The sequence below is a fragment of the Rhizobium hidalgonense genome, assembly GCF_002914525.1.
Lineage (GTDB): Bacteria > Pseudomonadota > Alphaproteobacteria > Rhizobiales > Rhizobiaceae > Rhizobium > Rhizobium hidalgonense.
The window spans coordinates 124,132-140,162 of record NZ_LODW01000070.1 but is presented as its reverse complement, the minus strand read 5'-3'; the positions used below and the strand labels follow the sequence as shown (position 1 = coordinate 140,162).

The 16,031-nt window shown below is 62.2% G+C and carries 9 protein-coding genes; all 9 read left to right on the top strand.

All coding sequences use genetic code 11. The features are described 5' to 3' along the window. The first annotated feature begins 50 nt into the window (after window positions 1-50). The 9 genes from ATY29_RS22910 (at window position 51) to glgX (ending at window position 15,967) form a co-directional block, all read left to right on the top strand. Entirely contained in the window at window positions 51-2,471 is a 2,421-nt protein-coding gene (locus ATY29_RS22910) for a circularly permuted type 2 ATP-grasp protein (RefSeq protein ID WP_003566561.1), read from the top strand. A 5-nt stretch (window positions 2,472-2,476) separates the two neighbouring features. After that, entirely contained in the window at window positions 2,477-3,355 is an 879-nt protein-coding gene (locus ATY29_RS22905; protein WP_003566563.1) for a transglutaminase family protein, read from the top strand. Between the two features lie 113 nt (window positions 3,356-3,468). After that, complete coding sequence (locus tag ATY29_RS22900) at window positions 3,469-4,671, top strand: vWA domain-containing protein (RefSeq protein ID WP_342210726.1); 1,203 nt, start codon at window positions 3,469-3,471, stop codon at window positions 4,669-4,671. A gap of 272 nt (window positions 4,672-4,943) precedes the next feature. Further along, window positions 4,944-7,406: a glycogen/starch/alpha-glucan phosphorylase gene (locus ATY29_RS22895; protein ID WP_003566565.1), complete on the top strand. Its 2,463-nt coding sequence runs from the start codon at window positions 4,944-4,946 to the stop codon at window positions 7,404-7,406. Next, window positions 7,403-9,610, top strand: coding sequence for a 1,4-alpha-glucan branching protein GlgB (gene glgB, locus ATY29_RS22890; RefSeq protein ID WP_025417057.1), 2,208 nt, complete (start codon window positions 7,403-7,405; stop codon window positions 9,608-9,610). The genes ATY29_RS22895 and glgB overlap by 4 nt, the downstream gene beginning before the upstream one ends. Window positions 9,611-9,629: 19 nt before the next feature. Then, window positions 9,630-10,892 carry a glucose-1-phosphate adenylyltransferase gene (glgC, locus tag ATY29_RS22885; protein WP_003566569.1) on the top strand — a complete coding sequence of 421 codons (1,263 nt, stop codon included), beginning with the start codon at window positions 9,630-9,632 and terminating at the stop codon, window positions 10,890-10,892. 3 nt (window positions 10,893-10,895) lie between these two features. Further along, window positions 10,896-12,338: a glycogen synthase GlgA gene (gene glgA, locus ATY29_RS22880; protein WP_003566571.1), complete on the top strand. Its 1,443-nt coding sequence runs from the start codon at window positions 10,896-10,898 to the stop codon at window positions 12,336-12,338. Between the two features lie 5 nt (window positions 12,339-12,343). Next, complete coding sequence (locus ATY29_RS22875) at window positions 12,344-13,975, top strand: alpha-D-glucose phosphate-specific phosphoglucomutase (protein WP_003566573.1); 1,632 nt, start codon at window positions 12,344-12,346, stop codon at window positions 13,973-13,975. A gap of 12 nt (window positions 13,976-13,987) precedes the next feature. Further along, window positions 13,988-15,967, top strand: a complete 1,980-nt coding sequence (gene glgX, locus ATY29_RS22870) for a glycogen debranching protein GlgX (protein WP_097533135.1) — start codon at window positions 13,988-13,990, stop codon at window positions 15,965-15,967. Window positions 15,968-16,031: the final 64 nt, after the last annotated feature.

Genomic DNA, 16,031 nt, shown 5'->3' with positions numbered 1-16,031 from the left:
GCCGGGGGTGAAGCTAAGGTTAAGGCCGGGGGTTTAGGGCTTGGGTTTTGATGGGTAAGAGGCCGGCAGTAGAGCGCAGGGAAGAGACAGAGGACCGCACCAGCAAACGTGCGGCCTTCGACTATGCGCCGCTTCCTGGCACCGCCGACGAGATGGTCGACAACAAAGGCGTTGTCCGCCCGGTCTGGAAGAATTTCCTCTCGCATCTGAGCGCAATGCCGGAAAAGGATCTCGCCGAGCGTTTCGCCCGCGCCGACCGTTATCTCCGGGATGCCGGCGTCTTCTACCGTGCCTATGGCAGCAGCAAGGGCACCGGCGAACGCGCCTGGCCGATCTCGCATATTCCGGTGCTGATTGACGAGCGCGAATGGCAGACGCTGTCGGCCGGCCTCGTCCAGCGCGCCGACCTGCTCGAGGCCATCGTTGCCGATATCTATGGCGACAACCGGCTGGTGGAGGAAGGCGTTCTGCCGCCGGCGCTGATGGCCGCCAATCCCGAATTCCAACGCCCGCTCGCCGGCATCCGGCCGGCTTCCGGCCACTATCTGCATTTCTGCGCCTTCGAGATCGGCCGCGGACCCGACGGCAACTGGTGGGTGCTGGCCGATAGGACACAGGCGCCGTCGGGCGCCGGGTTCGCGCTGGAAAGCCGCGTCGCCACGACCCGGGCCTTCTCGGATATCTACGCCGAAACCCCCGTCCACCGCCTCGCCTCCTTCTTCGGCGCCTTCCGCGACGCGCTGCAGGGCATGAAACATTCGGGCGACGACCGTATCGCCGTGCTGACGCCAGGCCCCGCCAACGAGACCTATTACGAGCACGCCTACATCGCCCGCTATCTCGGCTTCATGCTGCTCGAAGGCGAGGATCTCACCGTCGTCAAGGGCCGCGTCATGGTGCGCACGGTCGCCGGCCTGAAGCCGATCGGCGTGCTCTGGCGCCGCCTCGATTCGGCCTTTGCCGACCCGCTGGAACTGAACCAGAACTCGCACATCGGCACGCCCGGCCTCGTCGAAGCACTGCGCGCCGAAAGCGTCACCATCGTCAATGCGCTCGGCACCGGCGTTCTCGAGACCCGGGCGCTGCTGGCCTTCATGCCGACCATCTGCCGCCGCCTGCTGGGGCAGGATCTGCAACTGCCCTCGATCGCCACCTGGTGGTGCGGCCAGGAAGATGAGCGCGAGCACGTCGCCAAGAATATCGAGAAGATGGTGATCGGCCCGGCCTATTCCCGCGCCCCCTTCTTCGACGACAGCGGCGAATCCGTGCTCGGCTCGTCACTGCGTGCGGCCGCCAAGGATTCCATTACCGACTGGCTGCGTTCGGACGGACCGAAACTTGTGGGACAGGAGGTCGTCACGCTCTCGACGACGCCCGCCTGGGTGGACGGCAAGCTCGTGCCGCGGCCGATGTCGCTGCGCGTCTTTGCCGCCCGCACCGCGAGCGGCTGGCAGATCATGCCCGGCGGTTTTGCCCGCATCGGCTCCGATGCCGATGTCGCGGCGATCGCCATGCAGTCGGGCGGAGCGGCCGCCGACGTCTGGATCGTCAGCGACAAGCCCGTCGAACGCCACACGCTGCTGCCGGCCGAAGGCAGCTTCACCCGCAACATGCCGGGCAGCCTGCCAAGCCGGGCGGCCGACAATCTGTTCTGGCTCGGCCGCTATATCGAGCGCGCCGAAGGGGCGCTGCGCATCCTGCGCGCCTGGCATGCCCGTTATGCCGAAGCCGCCGATCCGAGCCAGCCGCTGCTCGCCGACGTCTCCGCCTATCTCTCAGCCGTCGATATCGACACCGCCGCGGCCGTGCCGGAGACGCTCCTGCGCCACATCGACAGCGCCGTTTATTCGGCGAGCAATATCCGCGATCGTTTCTCGCCGGATGGCTGGCTCGCACTCAACGATCTCGCCAAGACCGCACGCCGCTTCCACGTCGCCGTCGCGGCCGGCGATGACGCCAGCCACGCGATGACGATCCTTCTGCGCAAGCTCGCGGGCTTTGCCGGCCTGGTGCACGAGAACATGTACCGTTTCATGGGCTGGCGTTTCCTCTCGCTCGGCCGCTATATCGAGCGCGGCCTGCACATGACGCGCCTGCTCGGCCACATGTCCGGCCCGGAAGCGCCCGACGGCGCGCTCGACATGCTGCTCGAGATCGGCGACAGCGTCATGACCCATCGCCGCCGCTACAACGTCAACACCGCACGGCTGACCGTCACCGACCTGCTGGCGCTCGACCCGCTCAATCCTCGCTCGATCCTCTTCCAGGTGAACGAGATCCATCACGAGGTCGAACAACTGCCGAACGCCCTGATCAACGGCCAGATGTCACCCTTCTACCGCGAGGCGATGCGGCTCCATTCCGGCCTGGCGGTGATGACGCCGGAGGGCATGGGGGCCGAGGTCTATCAGCGGCTCGAACGCGAATTGGAGCAGCTTTCCGATCTGCTCGCCCAGACCTATCTCGGGTGACGGCGATGCATTACGATCTTTCGCTGCGCATGGGATACAGCTACGATGTGCCGGCCTCCGGCGCCCGCCACATCATGCGCCTGATGCCGCTGTCGCTGACCAACCGGCAGCGCCTGGTCGCCGGCTCGATCACCATTTCGCCGACGCCGGACGAGCAGTCGCATTTCGTCGATTTCTTCGATCATCCTGCCACCTCCTTCATGCTGCGCGCGCCCCACGAGACGCTCGACATTCGCATGCAGGCTCGCGTGCAGGTGGAAAGCCAGCCGATCGCCGCCGATTTCTCGCCGCTGCTGGCCGACTTGCCGGAGGAGATAGCAGGCATCTGGTCCTTGGCGCCGGATTCGCCGCACCACTTCATCGGCGACAGCCCGCGCCTGACGCAGGCGCGCGAGATCAGCGATTATGCCCGAAGCTGCGCCATGCCTGATCTGACGGCAATGCAGATCGCCTATGCGCTGTGTGCCCGCATCTATAAGGATTTCACCTACGACGCCGAGGCGACGACAGTCGACACGACCCCGCTCGAAGCCTTCAGGCTGAAGCGCGGCGTCTGCCAGGATTTCACCCACATCATGATCCTGGCGCTCCGAAGCCTCGGCATTCCGGCCGGCTATGTCTCCGGTTTCCTGCGCACCATCCCGCCGCCCGGCAAGGAGCGGCTGGAAGGGGCGGACGCCATGCATGCCTGGGTGCGGATCTGGTGCGGCGAGACCATCGGCTGGATCGAGCTCGACCCGACCAACAACATACCCGCCGGCACCGACCATATCGTCGTCGCCTATGGCCGGGACTATTCCGACGTCGTTCCCGTCATCGGCGTATTGAAAAGCTATGGCGGCCAGCGCGCTGTCCAGGCGGTCGATGTGATCCCGCTGAAATAATCCCAAAACTGGAAAAATCCGCTCATTCGTTAAACTTCTATTGACGCCGTAAGGACGGCGTAAAGAAGCAGCAATGCCTAATGTACCCACAGGGTCTATTTCGGGTGAACATGATGAGCACCTCCTTCTTGCATCCCTGCCAGCGTCGCATGTTGAGCGACCGTGGCGGGAATTTCGGTATTATGACGGCGATCATGATCCCCGTTCTGCTCGGCGCCGCCGGGCTGGCGATCGACTATTCGAACATGGCGCTTTCGCAGCGCCAACTCCAGGAAGCAACCGATTCGGCAGCACTTGCTGCTGCAACCGCACTTGCAAGTGGCACCGTCGCCGACGAGGCGGCGGCAAAGATCCTGGCGAAGAATTTCGTCGTGGGACAAATGGCCAACTCTGTCGGGGCGGCTTCGGGGAGCGCAATCAGAAATGCGACGAACGTCGACATCGACACCTCTACCTCCTCGACAGGCAAGAGCTATAGTGTCGCGGTAACGGCCTCATACAGTCTTAGTCTGACGCCGTTCATGAATATCCTGGGCCACTCCACGAAGAACATCACCACCACCAGTTCGACAACGAGCGGCACCAGCCAAACGAAGAGCGCTCTCTCGATGGAACTCGTCCTCGACCAATCCGGCTCAATGGGCGAAGACACCAATACATGCGCCCAATACAAAAAAAACGGCACCACCTGTAAGGCCTACGTCATCAAGATCGACGCCCTGAAACAGGCAGCCGCCTCGCTCTTCGATGCTCTCGACCAGGCGGATCCACAGCACACACTCGTACGCACGGGCGTCATCTCCTACAGTAACGGATTGTTGCGCGATCCCTGGACCAATAAGGTCACCAGTGTCAGCGCCATGGACTGGGGAACGACCAAATCCCGAGACTATGTCAAGACCATTGCGCCGACACTTGGCACCGATGCCACCGAACCGATGCAGTCGGCCGACGACACGATCAAGAAGAATGCGGACAACACCGACGCCGAAAGCGTGGAACATAAGAAGAAGGGCAATTCCAAGGTCGACCGGTTCATCGTCCTCATGACCGATGGCCAAATGACCGGGAATAGTGACACTTGGAACAGGGACAAAGATCAAAGCGTCCGCGACAAGTGCGATGCCGCCAAAAAGGACGGAATTACCCTCTTCACCGTGGCCTTCATGGCGCCGGACAAGGGCAAGAGCCTTCTCCAATATTGTGCGTCGCCGGGCGGCAACTACTACGAGGCCGAAACTATGGAAAAGCTGGTCGACGACTTCGAGAGCATCGCTCAGACGGCCACTAAGGCCGCAACCCTGCTCACCAACTGACGTCGCTGCGGCAGGACCGCGCTCAAACAAAAAGCCGCGCCGGAACAAACCGGCGCGGCTTTTCGTTTATCGCGGCCACATCTCGGGAAAAGCGATTGAATTCAATTCCCCTGAACCCCGTGAATATGCAGGTTTCGCAATTTTTTCGTTTGTCCAAATCCTTTGTTGCAAGTGCTTCCTAACGATGCATAAACTGTCGTTGAGACAAGCGACAAATCGATTAAATCAGGCATAACGTCCTGAAACCAAATTAAAATTGGCGAGATCTGACGATGAATAATGTTTCCAAGCCGGTTATCCCCTCTCCCGCCCCGCGCAGCTCGAAGCCGGAAATTCTCGCCGAAGAAATCATCGAACGCCTGACCTACCGCATCGGCAAGGACGCCAAGGTGGCAAAGCCGCACGACTGGCTGACGGCAACGATCCTGGTGGTCCGCGACCGCATCATCGACAGGTGGATGGCCTCCACCCGCGAGGTTTATGCAACTGGCGCCAAGCGCGTCTATTATCTGTCTCTCGAATTCCTGATCGGCCGCCTGATGCGCGATGCCGTCTCGAACCTCGGCCTGATGGAGGAGGTGCGCGATGCACTCGCCTCTCTCGGCGTCGACGTCAACGTCATTGCCGGCCTGGAGCCGGATGCCGCACTCGGTAATGGCGGCCTCGGCCGTCTGGCGGCCTGTTTCATGGAGAGCATGGCGACGGTTGACGTCCCCGCCTATGGTTACGGCATCCGCTATGTGCACGGCCTCTTCCGCCAGCAGCTGGCCGATGGCTGGCAGGTCGAACTGCCGGAAAACTGGCTCGCCCACGGCAATCCCTGGGAGTTCGAACGCCGCGAGAGTTCCTATGAAATCGGCTTCGGCGGCGCCGTCGAATTCGTCACCACCCATGACGATCAGCCGCGCTACGTCTGGAAGCCGGCCGAACGCGTCATTGCCGCCGCCTTCGACACGCCGGCCGTCGGCTGGCGTGGCAAGCGCGTCAACACGCTGCGTCTCTGGTCGGCGCAGCCGATCGATCCGATCCTGCTCGATGCCTTCAATGCCGGCGATCACATTGGGGCGCTGCGCGAAAGCAACAAGGCCGAAAGCCTGACCCGGGTCCTCTATCCTGCCGACGCCACCCCGGCCGGCCAGGAACTGCGCCTGCGCCAGGAATTCTTCTTCTCGTCGGCCTCTCTGCAGGACATCCTGCGCCGTCATTTGCAGCAATATGACGATTTCACCTCGCTGCCGGACAAGGTGGCGATCCAGCTGAACGATACCCATCCCGCCGTCTCGGTCGCCGAACTGGTGCGTCTGCTCTGTGACGTGCACGGGATGGATTTCGAGCAGGCCTGGGACATCACCCGCCGAACCTTCTCCTATACCAACCACACGCTCCTGCCGGAAGCCTTGGAAAGCTGGCCGGTGCCGCTGTTCGAGCGACTGCTGCCGCGCCACATGCAGATCGTCTACGCGATCAACGCCAAGATCCTGATCGATGCCCGTAAGGGCAAGAACTTCTCCGACGGCGAAATCCGCTCGATCTCGCTGATCGAGGAAAGCGGCGACCGCCGCGTGCGCATGGGCAACCTCGCCTTCGTCGGCTCGCACTCGATCAACGGCGTCTCGGCGCTACATACGGACCTGATGAAGGTCACGGTCTTTGCTGATCTGCACAAGCTCTATCCCGACCGCATCAACAACAAGACCAACGGCATCACGCCGCGCCGCTGGCTGCAGCAGTGCAATCCCGGCCTCACTGGCCTGATCCGTGAAGCGATCGGCGACGAATTCCTCGACGATGCCGAGAAGCTGACGCCGCTCGACAAGTTCGCCTCCGATCCGACCTTCCAGCAGAAGTTCGCCGCCGTGAAGCGCGCCAACAAGGTGGCACTTTCCAATCTCGTCGCCAGCCGCATGGGCGTGAAGCTCGATCCGTCGGCGATGTTCGATATCCAGATCAAGCGCATCCACGAATATAAGCGCCAGCTGCTGAACATCATCGAAGCCGTCGCCCTCTACGACCAGATCCGCTCGCATCCCGAGCTTGACTGGGTGCCGCGCGTCAAACTCTTCGCCGGCAAGGCGGCGCCGAGTTATTACAATGCCAAGCTGATCATCAAGCTGATCAACGACGTCGCCCGCACCATCAACAACGACCCGTCGGTGCGCGGGTTGCTGAAGGTCGTCTTCGTGCCGAACTACAATGTCTCGCTTGCCGAGGTCATGGTTCCGGCCGCCGACCTCTCCGAGCAGATCTCGACCGCCGGTATGGAAGCATCCGGCACCGGCAACATGAAGTTCGGCCTCAACGGTGCGCTGACCATCGGCACGCTCGATGGCGCCAATGTCGAGATGCGCGACAATGTCGGCGAAGACAACATCGTCATCTTCGGCCTCAAGGCCGACGAGGTCTCGAAGGTCCGCAGCGATGGCCACAATCCCCGCGCCATCATCGAGGGATCGCGCGAACTCGCCCAGGCGCTCTCAGCCATCGGCTCCGGCGTCTTCTCGCCCGATGACCGCAACCGTTACACGGCGCTGATCGACGGCATCTATTCGCACGACTGGTTCATGGTCGCAGCCGACTTCGACGCCTATGCCCAGGCCCAGCGCGAAGTCGATCAGATCTGGACCAACCAGTCCGCCTGGTACACCAAGACGATCAACAACACGGCACGGATGGGCTGGTTTTCGTCCGACCGTACGATCAGGCAATATGCCGACGAAATCTGGAGAGCCGGATGAAAACGCCGAAAAACGTCCCTGAAGTAAAGCTTTCCTGGGAAATTTCGGCAGATGAAATCGCGGCGATCCTTGCCGGATCGCATTCCAATCCCTTTGCCGTCCTAGGGGTGCACCAGGCAGGCGACGCCTTCGTCGCCCGGTGTTTCATCCCGGGCGCAGAGGAAGTGACCGCCATGGCGCTCGACGGCAGCGTCGTCGGCGAACTGAACCAGCTCCATGCCGACGGCTTTTTCGCCGGCCCGGTTTCCCTGACCAAGCTGCAGCCGGTGCGATACCGCGCCCGGCGCGGCGATGCCGAATGGGCGGTCACCGATCCTTACAGCTTCGGTCCGGTGCTCGGGCCGATGGACGATTATTTTGCCCGCCAGGGCTCGCACCTGCGGCTGTTCGACAAGATGGGCGCCCACCTCATCAAGCATGATGGCGCCCAGGGCATCCATTTCGCCGTCTGGGCCCCGAATGCGCAGCGCGTTTCGGTCGTCGGCGATTTCAACAATTGGGACGGCCGCCGCCACGTCATGCGCTTCCGCTCCGATAGCGGCATCTGGGAAATCTTTGCCCCTGACGTGCCGATCGGCGTCGCCTACAAATTCGAGATCCGCGGCCAGGACGGCGTGCTGCTGCCGCTGAAGGCCGACCCCTTCGCCCGCCGCAGCGAGCTCCGGCCGAAAACCGCCTCGATCACCGCCGCCGATCTGGAGCAGGAGTGGGAAGACGAAGCCCACCTGAAGCACTGGCGCGAAACCGACAAGCGCCGCCAACCGATCTCGATCTACGAGGTGCATGCCGCCTCGTGGCAGCGCCGGCAGGACGGCACGATGCTGTCCTGGGATGAGCTTGCCTCCAGCCTCATCCCCTATTGCGCCGACATGGGCTTCACCCATATCGAATTCCTGCCGATCACCGAGCATCCCTATGACCCCTCCTGGGGCTACCAGACGACAGGCCTCTATGCGCCGACAGCCCGTTTCGGCGAGCCGGAGGGTTTTGCCCGTTTTGTCAACGGCTGCCACAAGGTCGGCATCGGCGTCATCCTCGACTGGGTACCGGCGCATTTCCCGACCGACGAGCACGGCCTCGGCTGGTTCGACGGCACGGCGCTCTATGAGCACGAAGACCCGCGCAAGGGCTTCCACCCCGACTGGAGCACAGCGATCTACAATTTCGGCCGCACCGAGGTCGTTTCCTACCTCGTCAACAATGCGCTCTATTGGGCCGAGAAATTCCATCTCGACGGCCTGCGCGTCGATGCCGTCGCCTCCATGCTCTACCTCGATTATTCCCGCAAGCACGGCGAATGGATCCCGAACGAATATGGCGGCAACGAAAACCTCGAAGCCGTCCGCTTCCTGCAGGATCTTAACACCCGCATCTACGGCCAGCATTCCAACGTCATGACCATCGCCGAGGAATCGACTTCCTGGCCGAAGGTCTCCCAGCCCGTGCATGAAGGCGGCCTCGGTTTCGGCTTCAAGTGGAACATGGGCTTCATGCACGACACGCTGAGCTACATGAGCCGCGATCCGATATATCGCGGGCACCATCACAACGAGCTGACCTTCGGCCTGCTCTACGCCTATTCGGAAAATTTCGTCCTGCCGCTCTCGCATGACGAGGTCGTCCATGGCAAAGGCTCGCTGATCGCCAAGATGCCGGGCGACGACTGGCAGAAATTCGCCAATCTGCGCGCTTACTACGCCTATATGTGGGGCTATCCCGGCAAGAAGCTGCTGTTCATGGGCCAGGAATTCGCCCAGTGGAGCGAGTGGAGCGAGGCGAAGTCGCTCGACTGGAACCTGCTTCAATATCGCATGCACGAGGGCATAAGGCGCCTGGTGCGCGACCTCAATTTCACCTATCGCAGCAAGCCGGCCTTGCATGAGCGAGACTGCGAGGGCGAAGGTTTCGAATGGCTGGTCGCCGACGACCACCAGAATTCGGTCTTTGCCTGGCTGCGCAAGGCGCCGGGCCAGAAGCCGGTCGCCGTCATCACCAATTTCACCCCCGTCTATCGCGAGAACTATACGATCCGCCTGCCGTCCGCAGGCCGCTGGCGGGAAATCCTGAACACCGATGCCGACATCTACGGCGGCAGCGGCAAGGGCAATGGCGGGCGCGTGCAGGCCGTCGATGCCGGCGGCGACATCACCTGCTCGATCACCTTGCCGCCCTTGGCGACAATCATGCTTGAACCTGAAAATTAGTGACTGGTGGGAGGAGAAAATGGTAGAAAAGCGTGTTCAGCCACTTGCCCGCGATGCAATGGCTTATGTTCTGGCAGGCGGCAGGGGGAGCCGTCTCAAGGAACTCACCGACCGGCGTGCCAAGCCCGCCGTCTATTTCGGCGGCAAGGCTCGCATCATCGATTTCGCCTTGTCTAACGCCCTGAATTCAGGCATCCGCCGCATCGGCGTTGCCACGCAATACAAGGCGCATTCGCTGATCCGCCACATGCAGCGCGGCTGGAACTTCTTCCGCCCTGAGCGCAACGAGAGTTTCGACATCCTGCCGGCCAGCCAGCGCGTCTCGGAAACGCAGTGGTATGAAGGCACCGCCGACGCCGTCTATCAGAACATCGACATCATCGAGGATTATGGTGTCGAATACATGGTCATTCTCGCCGGCGACCACGTCTACAAGATGGACTATGAATGGATGCTGCAGCAGCACGTCGATTCCGGCGCCGACGTCACCATCGGCTGCCTGGAAGTGCCCCGCATGGAGGCGGTGGGCTTCGGCGTCATGCATGTCAACGACAAGGACGAGATCATCGCCTTCGTCGAGAAGCCGGCCGATCCGCCGCCCATTCCCGACAAGCCGGATTTCGCCCTCGCCTCGATGGGCATCTACGTCTTCCACACCAAGTTCCTGCTCGATGCCCTGCGCCGCGACGCCGCCGACCCGACGTCGAGCCGCGACTTCGGCAAGGACATCATCCCCTATATCGTCGAGCACGGTAAGGCGGTCGCCCACCGATTCGCCAAGTCCTGCGTCCGCTCCGATTTCGAGCACGAGCCCTACTGGCGCGACGTCGGCACGATCGACGCCTATTGGCAGGCCAATATCGACCTGACGGCGATCGTCCCGGAGCTCGATATCTACGACAAGTCCTGGCCGATCTGGACCTATGCCGAGATCACTCCGCCGGCGAAATTCGTCCATGACGACGAGGACCGCCGCGGCTCCGCCACGTCCTCCGTCGTGTCGGGCGACTGCATCATCTCAGGCGCCAGCCTCAACAACAGCCTGCTCTTCACCGGCGTCAGGGCCAACTCCTTCTCCAAATTGGAAGGCGCGGTCATCCTGCCGAACGTCAAGATCGGGCGACGGGCGCAGCTCAAGAATGTGGTGATCGATCATGGTGTCGTCATTCCGGAAGGCTTGGTCGTCGGCGAGGACCCCAAACTCGACGCCAAGCGCTTCCGGCGGACGGAAAGCGGCATCTGCCTGATCACGCAACCGATGATCGACAAGCTGGATATCTGACTTATGAAAGTTCTTTCGGTTTCATCCGAAGTCTTCCCTTTGATCAAGACAGGGGGCCTGGCCGATGTGTCAGGCGCCCTGCCGATTGCTCTAAACGCCTTTGGGGTCGAGACCAAGACCCTACTGCCCGGCTATCCCGCCGTCATGAAGGTGATTCGCGATCCGGTCGCCAGGCTCGAATTCCCCGACCTGCTCGGCGAGCCGGCGACCGTGCTAGAGGTTGAGCACGAGGGCATCGATCTGCTTATCCTCGATGCGCCGGCCTATTACGACAGGCCGGGCGGCCCCTATGTTGATCCGCTCGGCAAGGACTATCCTGACAACTGGCGGCGTTTTGCCGCCCTTTCGCTCGCCGCCTCCGAGATCGCCGCCGGACTGCTGCCCGGCTGGCGGCCGGATCTTGTCCACACCCACGATTGGCAGGCGGCGCTGACCTCGGTCTATATGCGCTACTATCCGACGCCGGAACTGCCGAGCGTGCTGACTATCCACAACATCGCCTTCCAGGGCCAGTTCGGTTCCGAGATCTTTCCCGGCCTGCGGCTGCCCGCCCATGCCTTCGCCACCGACAGCATCGAATATTACGGTACGGTCGGTTACCTCAAGGGTGGCCTGCAGACCGCTCACGCGATCACCACGGTCAGCCCGACCTATGCCGACGAGATTCTGACCCCGGAATTCGGCATGGGGCTCGAGGGCGTCATCGCCAGCCGCATCGACAATCTGCACGGCATCGTCAACGGCATCGACACCGATATCTGGAACCCGGCGACCGATCCCGTCGTCCACACCCATTATGGCCCGACGACGCTGAAGAACCGCGAGGAGAACCGCCGTTCGATCGCCGAATTTTTCCATCTCGACAATGACGACGCCCCGATCTTCTGCGTCATCAGCCGTCTCACCTGGCAGAAGGGCATGGACATCGTCGCCAATGTCGCCGACGAAATCGTCGCCATGGGCGGCAAACTCGTCGTGCTCGGCTCCGGCGAAGCCGCACTCGAAGGCGCACTGCTTGCCTCCGCCAGCCGCCATCCCGGCCGCATCGGCGTCTCGATCGGTTATAACGAGCCGATGTCGCACCTGATGCAGGCCGGCTGCGACGCGATCATCATCCCGTCGCGTTTCGAACCCTGCGGCCTGACGCAGCTTTACGGCCTGCGTTACGGCTGCGTCCCGATCGTCGCCCGCACCGGCGGGTTGAACGACACCGTGATCGATGCCAATCACGCCGCACTTGCAGCGAAAGTGGCAACCGGCATACAATTCTCACCCGTGACGGAAACGGGCATGCTACAGGCAATCCGCCGTGCGATGCATTTTTACGCGGACCGAAAACTCTGGACCCAATTGCAAAAGCAAGGCATGAAATCGGATGTCTCCTGGGAGAAGAGCGCCGAACGCTACGCTGCCCTCTATTCAAGCCTCGTCTCGAAAGGCATGTGAACTAAATGAACAAGTCCGTACCCACCACGCCCTATCTGGACCAGAAACCAGGCACGTCGGGACTGCGCAAGAAGGTTCCGGTCTTCCAGCAGCCGAACTATGCCGAGAACTTCATCCAGTCGATCTTCGATTCGCTGGAAGGCTATCAGGGCAAATGCCTCGTCATCGGCGGCGACGGACGCTACTACAATCGCGAAGTCATCCAGAAGGCGATCAAGATGGCCGCCGCCAACGGCTTCGGCAAGGTCATGGTCGGCAAGGGCGGCATCCTGTCGACGCCGGCCGCCTCCCATATCATCCGCAAGTACAAGGCCTTCGGCGGCATCATTCTGTCGGCCAGCCACAATCCCGGTGGCCCCACAGAAGATTTCGGCATCAAGTACAACATCAACAATGGCGGCCCGGCGCCGGAAAAGATAACCGACGCGATGTATGCGCGCTCGAAGACGATCGACAGCTACAAGATCGCCGATTTCGCCGATGTCAATCTCGACCGGATCGGCAAGGACGAGCTTCCGGGCGGCATGATCCTCTCAGTCATCGACCCGGTCGAGGACTATGCCGCGCTGATGGAAGAGTTGTTCGATTTCGGCGCCATCCGTAACCTGATCAGCCTCGGCTTCCGCATTGCCTTCGACGGGATGAGCGCAGTCACCGGCCCCTATGCCAAGGAAATCTTCGAAAATCGTCTCGGCGCTCCCTTGGGCTCGGTGCGCAACTTCATGCCGCTGCCGGATTTCGGCGGTCATCATCCCGATCCGAACCCGGTTCACTGCAAGGAACTCTTCGATGAGATGATGGGCGACGACGCGCCCGATTTCGGCGCCGCTTCCGACGGCGACGGCGACCGCAATCTGATCATCGGCCGCGGCATCTTCGTCACCCCTTCCGACAGCCTGGCGATCCTTGCCGCCAACGCCAATCTCGCTCCCGGCTATTCCGGCGGCCTTGCCGGCATCGCCCGCTCGATGCCGACATCGGGTGCCGCCGACCGTGTCGCCGAAAAGCGCGGCATCGGCATGTACGAAACACCGACCGGCTGGAAATTTTTCGGCAATCTGCTCGACGCCGGCATGGCGACGATCTGCGGTGAGGAAAGCTCCGGCACCGGCTCCAGTCATGTCCGCGAAAAGGACGGCCTCTGGGCGGTGCTGCTCTGGCTGAACATTCTTGCCGTGCGCGGCGAGAGCGTCGCTGATATCGTCACCCAGCACTGGCAGACCTACGGCCGCAACTATTATTCACGCCATGATTACGAAGGCCTCGACACCGATGCGGCGAACGGCCTGGTGGACAATCTCCGCAGCCAGCTTTCCACCTTGCCCGGCAAGAACTTCGGCAGCCTGACGGTCGAAAAGGCCGACGACTTCGCCTATCACGATCCGATCGACAAATCGGTGAGCGAGCATCAGGGTGTGCGCGTGCTCTTTGCGGGCGGCTCCCGCGTCGTCTTCCGCCTGTCCGGCACCGGCACGTCTGGCGCAACCTTGCGCGTCTATATCGAGCGCTACGAGCCGGATTCGACTCGCCACAACATCGAAACGCAGGAAGCGCTCGCCGATCTGATCGCCGCCGCCGAAAGCATTGCTAGCATTCGTGAACGCACGGGACGCGATGCGCCAACCGTGATCACCTGATCCGGGGGGAACATGCGGGGAGAGAGTTCGGCGCAAAGCGGCGCGATCGTCTTCGAGACCGGCGTCGAATTTGCCGTCTGGTCGCATCATGCCGCACAGATCGAACTCTGCCTCTTCGAGGATGACGGCAACAGGGAATTTGCCCGCCTGCCGATGGCGCGCGACAGCAATCACGTCCACCGTCTTTTTGTCGACGGACTGAAGCAGGGCGCGCGCTACGGCTATCGTGCCGACGGCATTTACGCCCCCGACAACGGTCTCTGGTACGATCCCTCCAAGCTGCTGATCGATCCCTATGCCAAGGAGATCGATAGGCCGTTCCGCTACGATCCCCGCCTCGGCATCTATGGCGAGGACAGCCAGGATCTGATGCCGAAGGCGATCGTCACTGCCGATACGCGCGCCGAAATCCGCAAGCCGCTCTTCAAACCGGGCGGCTTCATTTATGAGGTGGCGGTGCGGCCCTTCACCATCCTCCATCCCGATGTACCGGAGGCTGAGCGCGGCACGATCGCCGCTCTTGCCCATCCCTCCGTTATCGCACATCTCAAGCGGATCGGTGTCGACGCCGTCGAACTGATGCCGATCACCGCCTGGATCGACGAACGCCACCTGCCGCCGCTCGGCCTGACCAACGGCTGGGGCTACAATCCCGTCGCCTTCATGGCGCTCGATCCGCGGCTGGCGCCGGGCGGCATGACGGAACTGCGCCAAACGGTCGCGGCCCTCCATGGCGAAGGCATCGCCGTCATCCTCGATCTCGTCTTCAACCATACCGGCGAGAGCGACCGCTACGGGACGACGCTGTCGCTGCGCGGCCTCGACAACCTGCATTATTATCGCCACGCCCAGAATATGCCGGGCGAACTCGTCAATGACACCGGCACCGGCAACACGCTCGCCTGCGATCATCCCGAGGTGCGACGCCTCATCATCGACAGCCTACGCCATTTCGTGCTCAACGCCGGCGTCGACGGCTTTCGCTTCGATCTCGCCCCAGTGCTCGGCCGCACCGCGACAGGCTTCGAACGCGACGGCGGAACGCTGGCCGCAATCCTCGCAGACACTGTGCTTGCCGACCGGATGATGATCGCCGAACCCTGGGATATCGGCCCGGGCGGTTACCAGCTCGGCAATTTCCCCAGCTCCTTCCTCGAATGGAACGACCGGCTTCGCGACGATCTGCGCTGCTACTGGCGCGGCGACGACTGGAAGACCGGGGCGCTCGCCACCGCACTTGCCGGCTCCTCCGACATCTTCTCCCGCAATGACGGCAAAGGCACGCGCAGCGTCAATTTCCTCGCCGCCCATGACGGCTTCACGCTGACCGATCTCGTCTCCTATGCCGGCAAGCACAATGACGCCAATGGCGAACACAATCGCGACGGCCACAACGAGAACCACTCCTGGAACAACGGCGTCGAAGGGGAAACCGTCTATCCCTCGATCCGCAAGCGCCGCCGCGACGATGTGATGGCGCTGCTATCGACACTCTTTGCCACCCGCGGCAGCGTCATGCTGACGGCGGGCGACGAGGGCGGCCGCAGCCAGCACGGCAACAACAACGCCTATTGCCAGGACAATGAGATCACCTGGCTCGATTGGAAGGGGCTGAACGAGGACCTCGTCGCCCATACCGCCTTCGTCGCCGGGCTGCGCCGCCGCTTCACGGTCTTTTCCGACACAGGCTTCCTGTCAGGAAACGGCGATGTCGAATGGATCTCGCTCTCCGGCGAGCCGATGACCGTTTCCGACTGGGAGATGCCGTCGCTTTCGACCCTCGGCATGCTGCTTTCGACCGGTGACCGCTCCGCGCGCGGCAGGCAGACCCGGCTTGCCGTGCTCTTCAACCGTTCCGGCGACCGCCAATTTTTCACGCTCCCGTCCGGAACCGAACCGGCTTGGCGTCAATTGACACCGGATGCAGCCAAGAAGCCCGGCGACCGCGTCACCCTCGAGCCACGCTCCGTCGCCTTTTTCGTCGAAAAGTGACCACCTCTCCTCGCTTGCGCAAATCCTTGTCGCAATCGCCATAAATGCACGATAAGGCTTTGGC

Excerpts from the sequence above, each read along its gene's own strand:
- ATY29_RS22910 (WP_003566561.1), top strand. The coding sequence starts at position 51 with ATGGGTAAGAGGCCGGCAGTAGAGCGCAGGGAAGAGACAGAGGACCGC.
- ATY29_RS22905 (WP_003566563.1), top strand. The coding sequence starts at position 2,477 with ATGCATTACGATCTTTCGCTGCGCATGGGATACAGCTACGATGTGCCG.
- ATY29_RS22900 (WP_342210726.1), top strand. The coding sequence starts at position 3,469 with ATGAGCACCTCCTTCTTGCATCCCTGCCAGCGTCGCATGTTGAGCGAC.
- ATY29_RS22895 (WP_003566565.1), top strand. The coding sequence starts at position 4,944 with ATGAATAATGTTTCCAAGCCGGTTATCCCCTCTCCCGCCCCGCGCAGC.
- glgB (WP_025417057.1), top strand. The coding sequence starts at position 7,403 with ATGAAAACGCCGAAAAACGTCCCTGAAGTAAAGCTTTCCTGGGAAATT.
- glgC (WP_003566569.1), top strand. The coding sequence starts at position 9,630 with ATGGTAGAAAAGCGTGTTCAGCCACTTGCCCGCGATGCAATGGCTTAT.
- glgA (WP_003566571.1), top strand. The coding sequence starts at position 10,896 with ATGAAAGTTCTTTCGGTTTCATCCGAAGTCTTCCCTTTGATCAAGACA.
- ATY29_RS22875 (WP_003566573.1), top strand. The coding sequence starts at position 12,344 with ATGAACAAGTCCGTACCCACCACGCCCTATCTGGACCAGAAACCAGGC.
- glgX (WP_097533135.1), top strand. The coding sequence starts at position 13,988 with ATGCGGGGAGAGAGTTCGGCGCAAAGCGGCGCGATCGTCTTCGAGACC.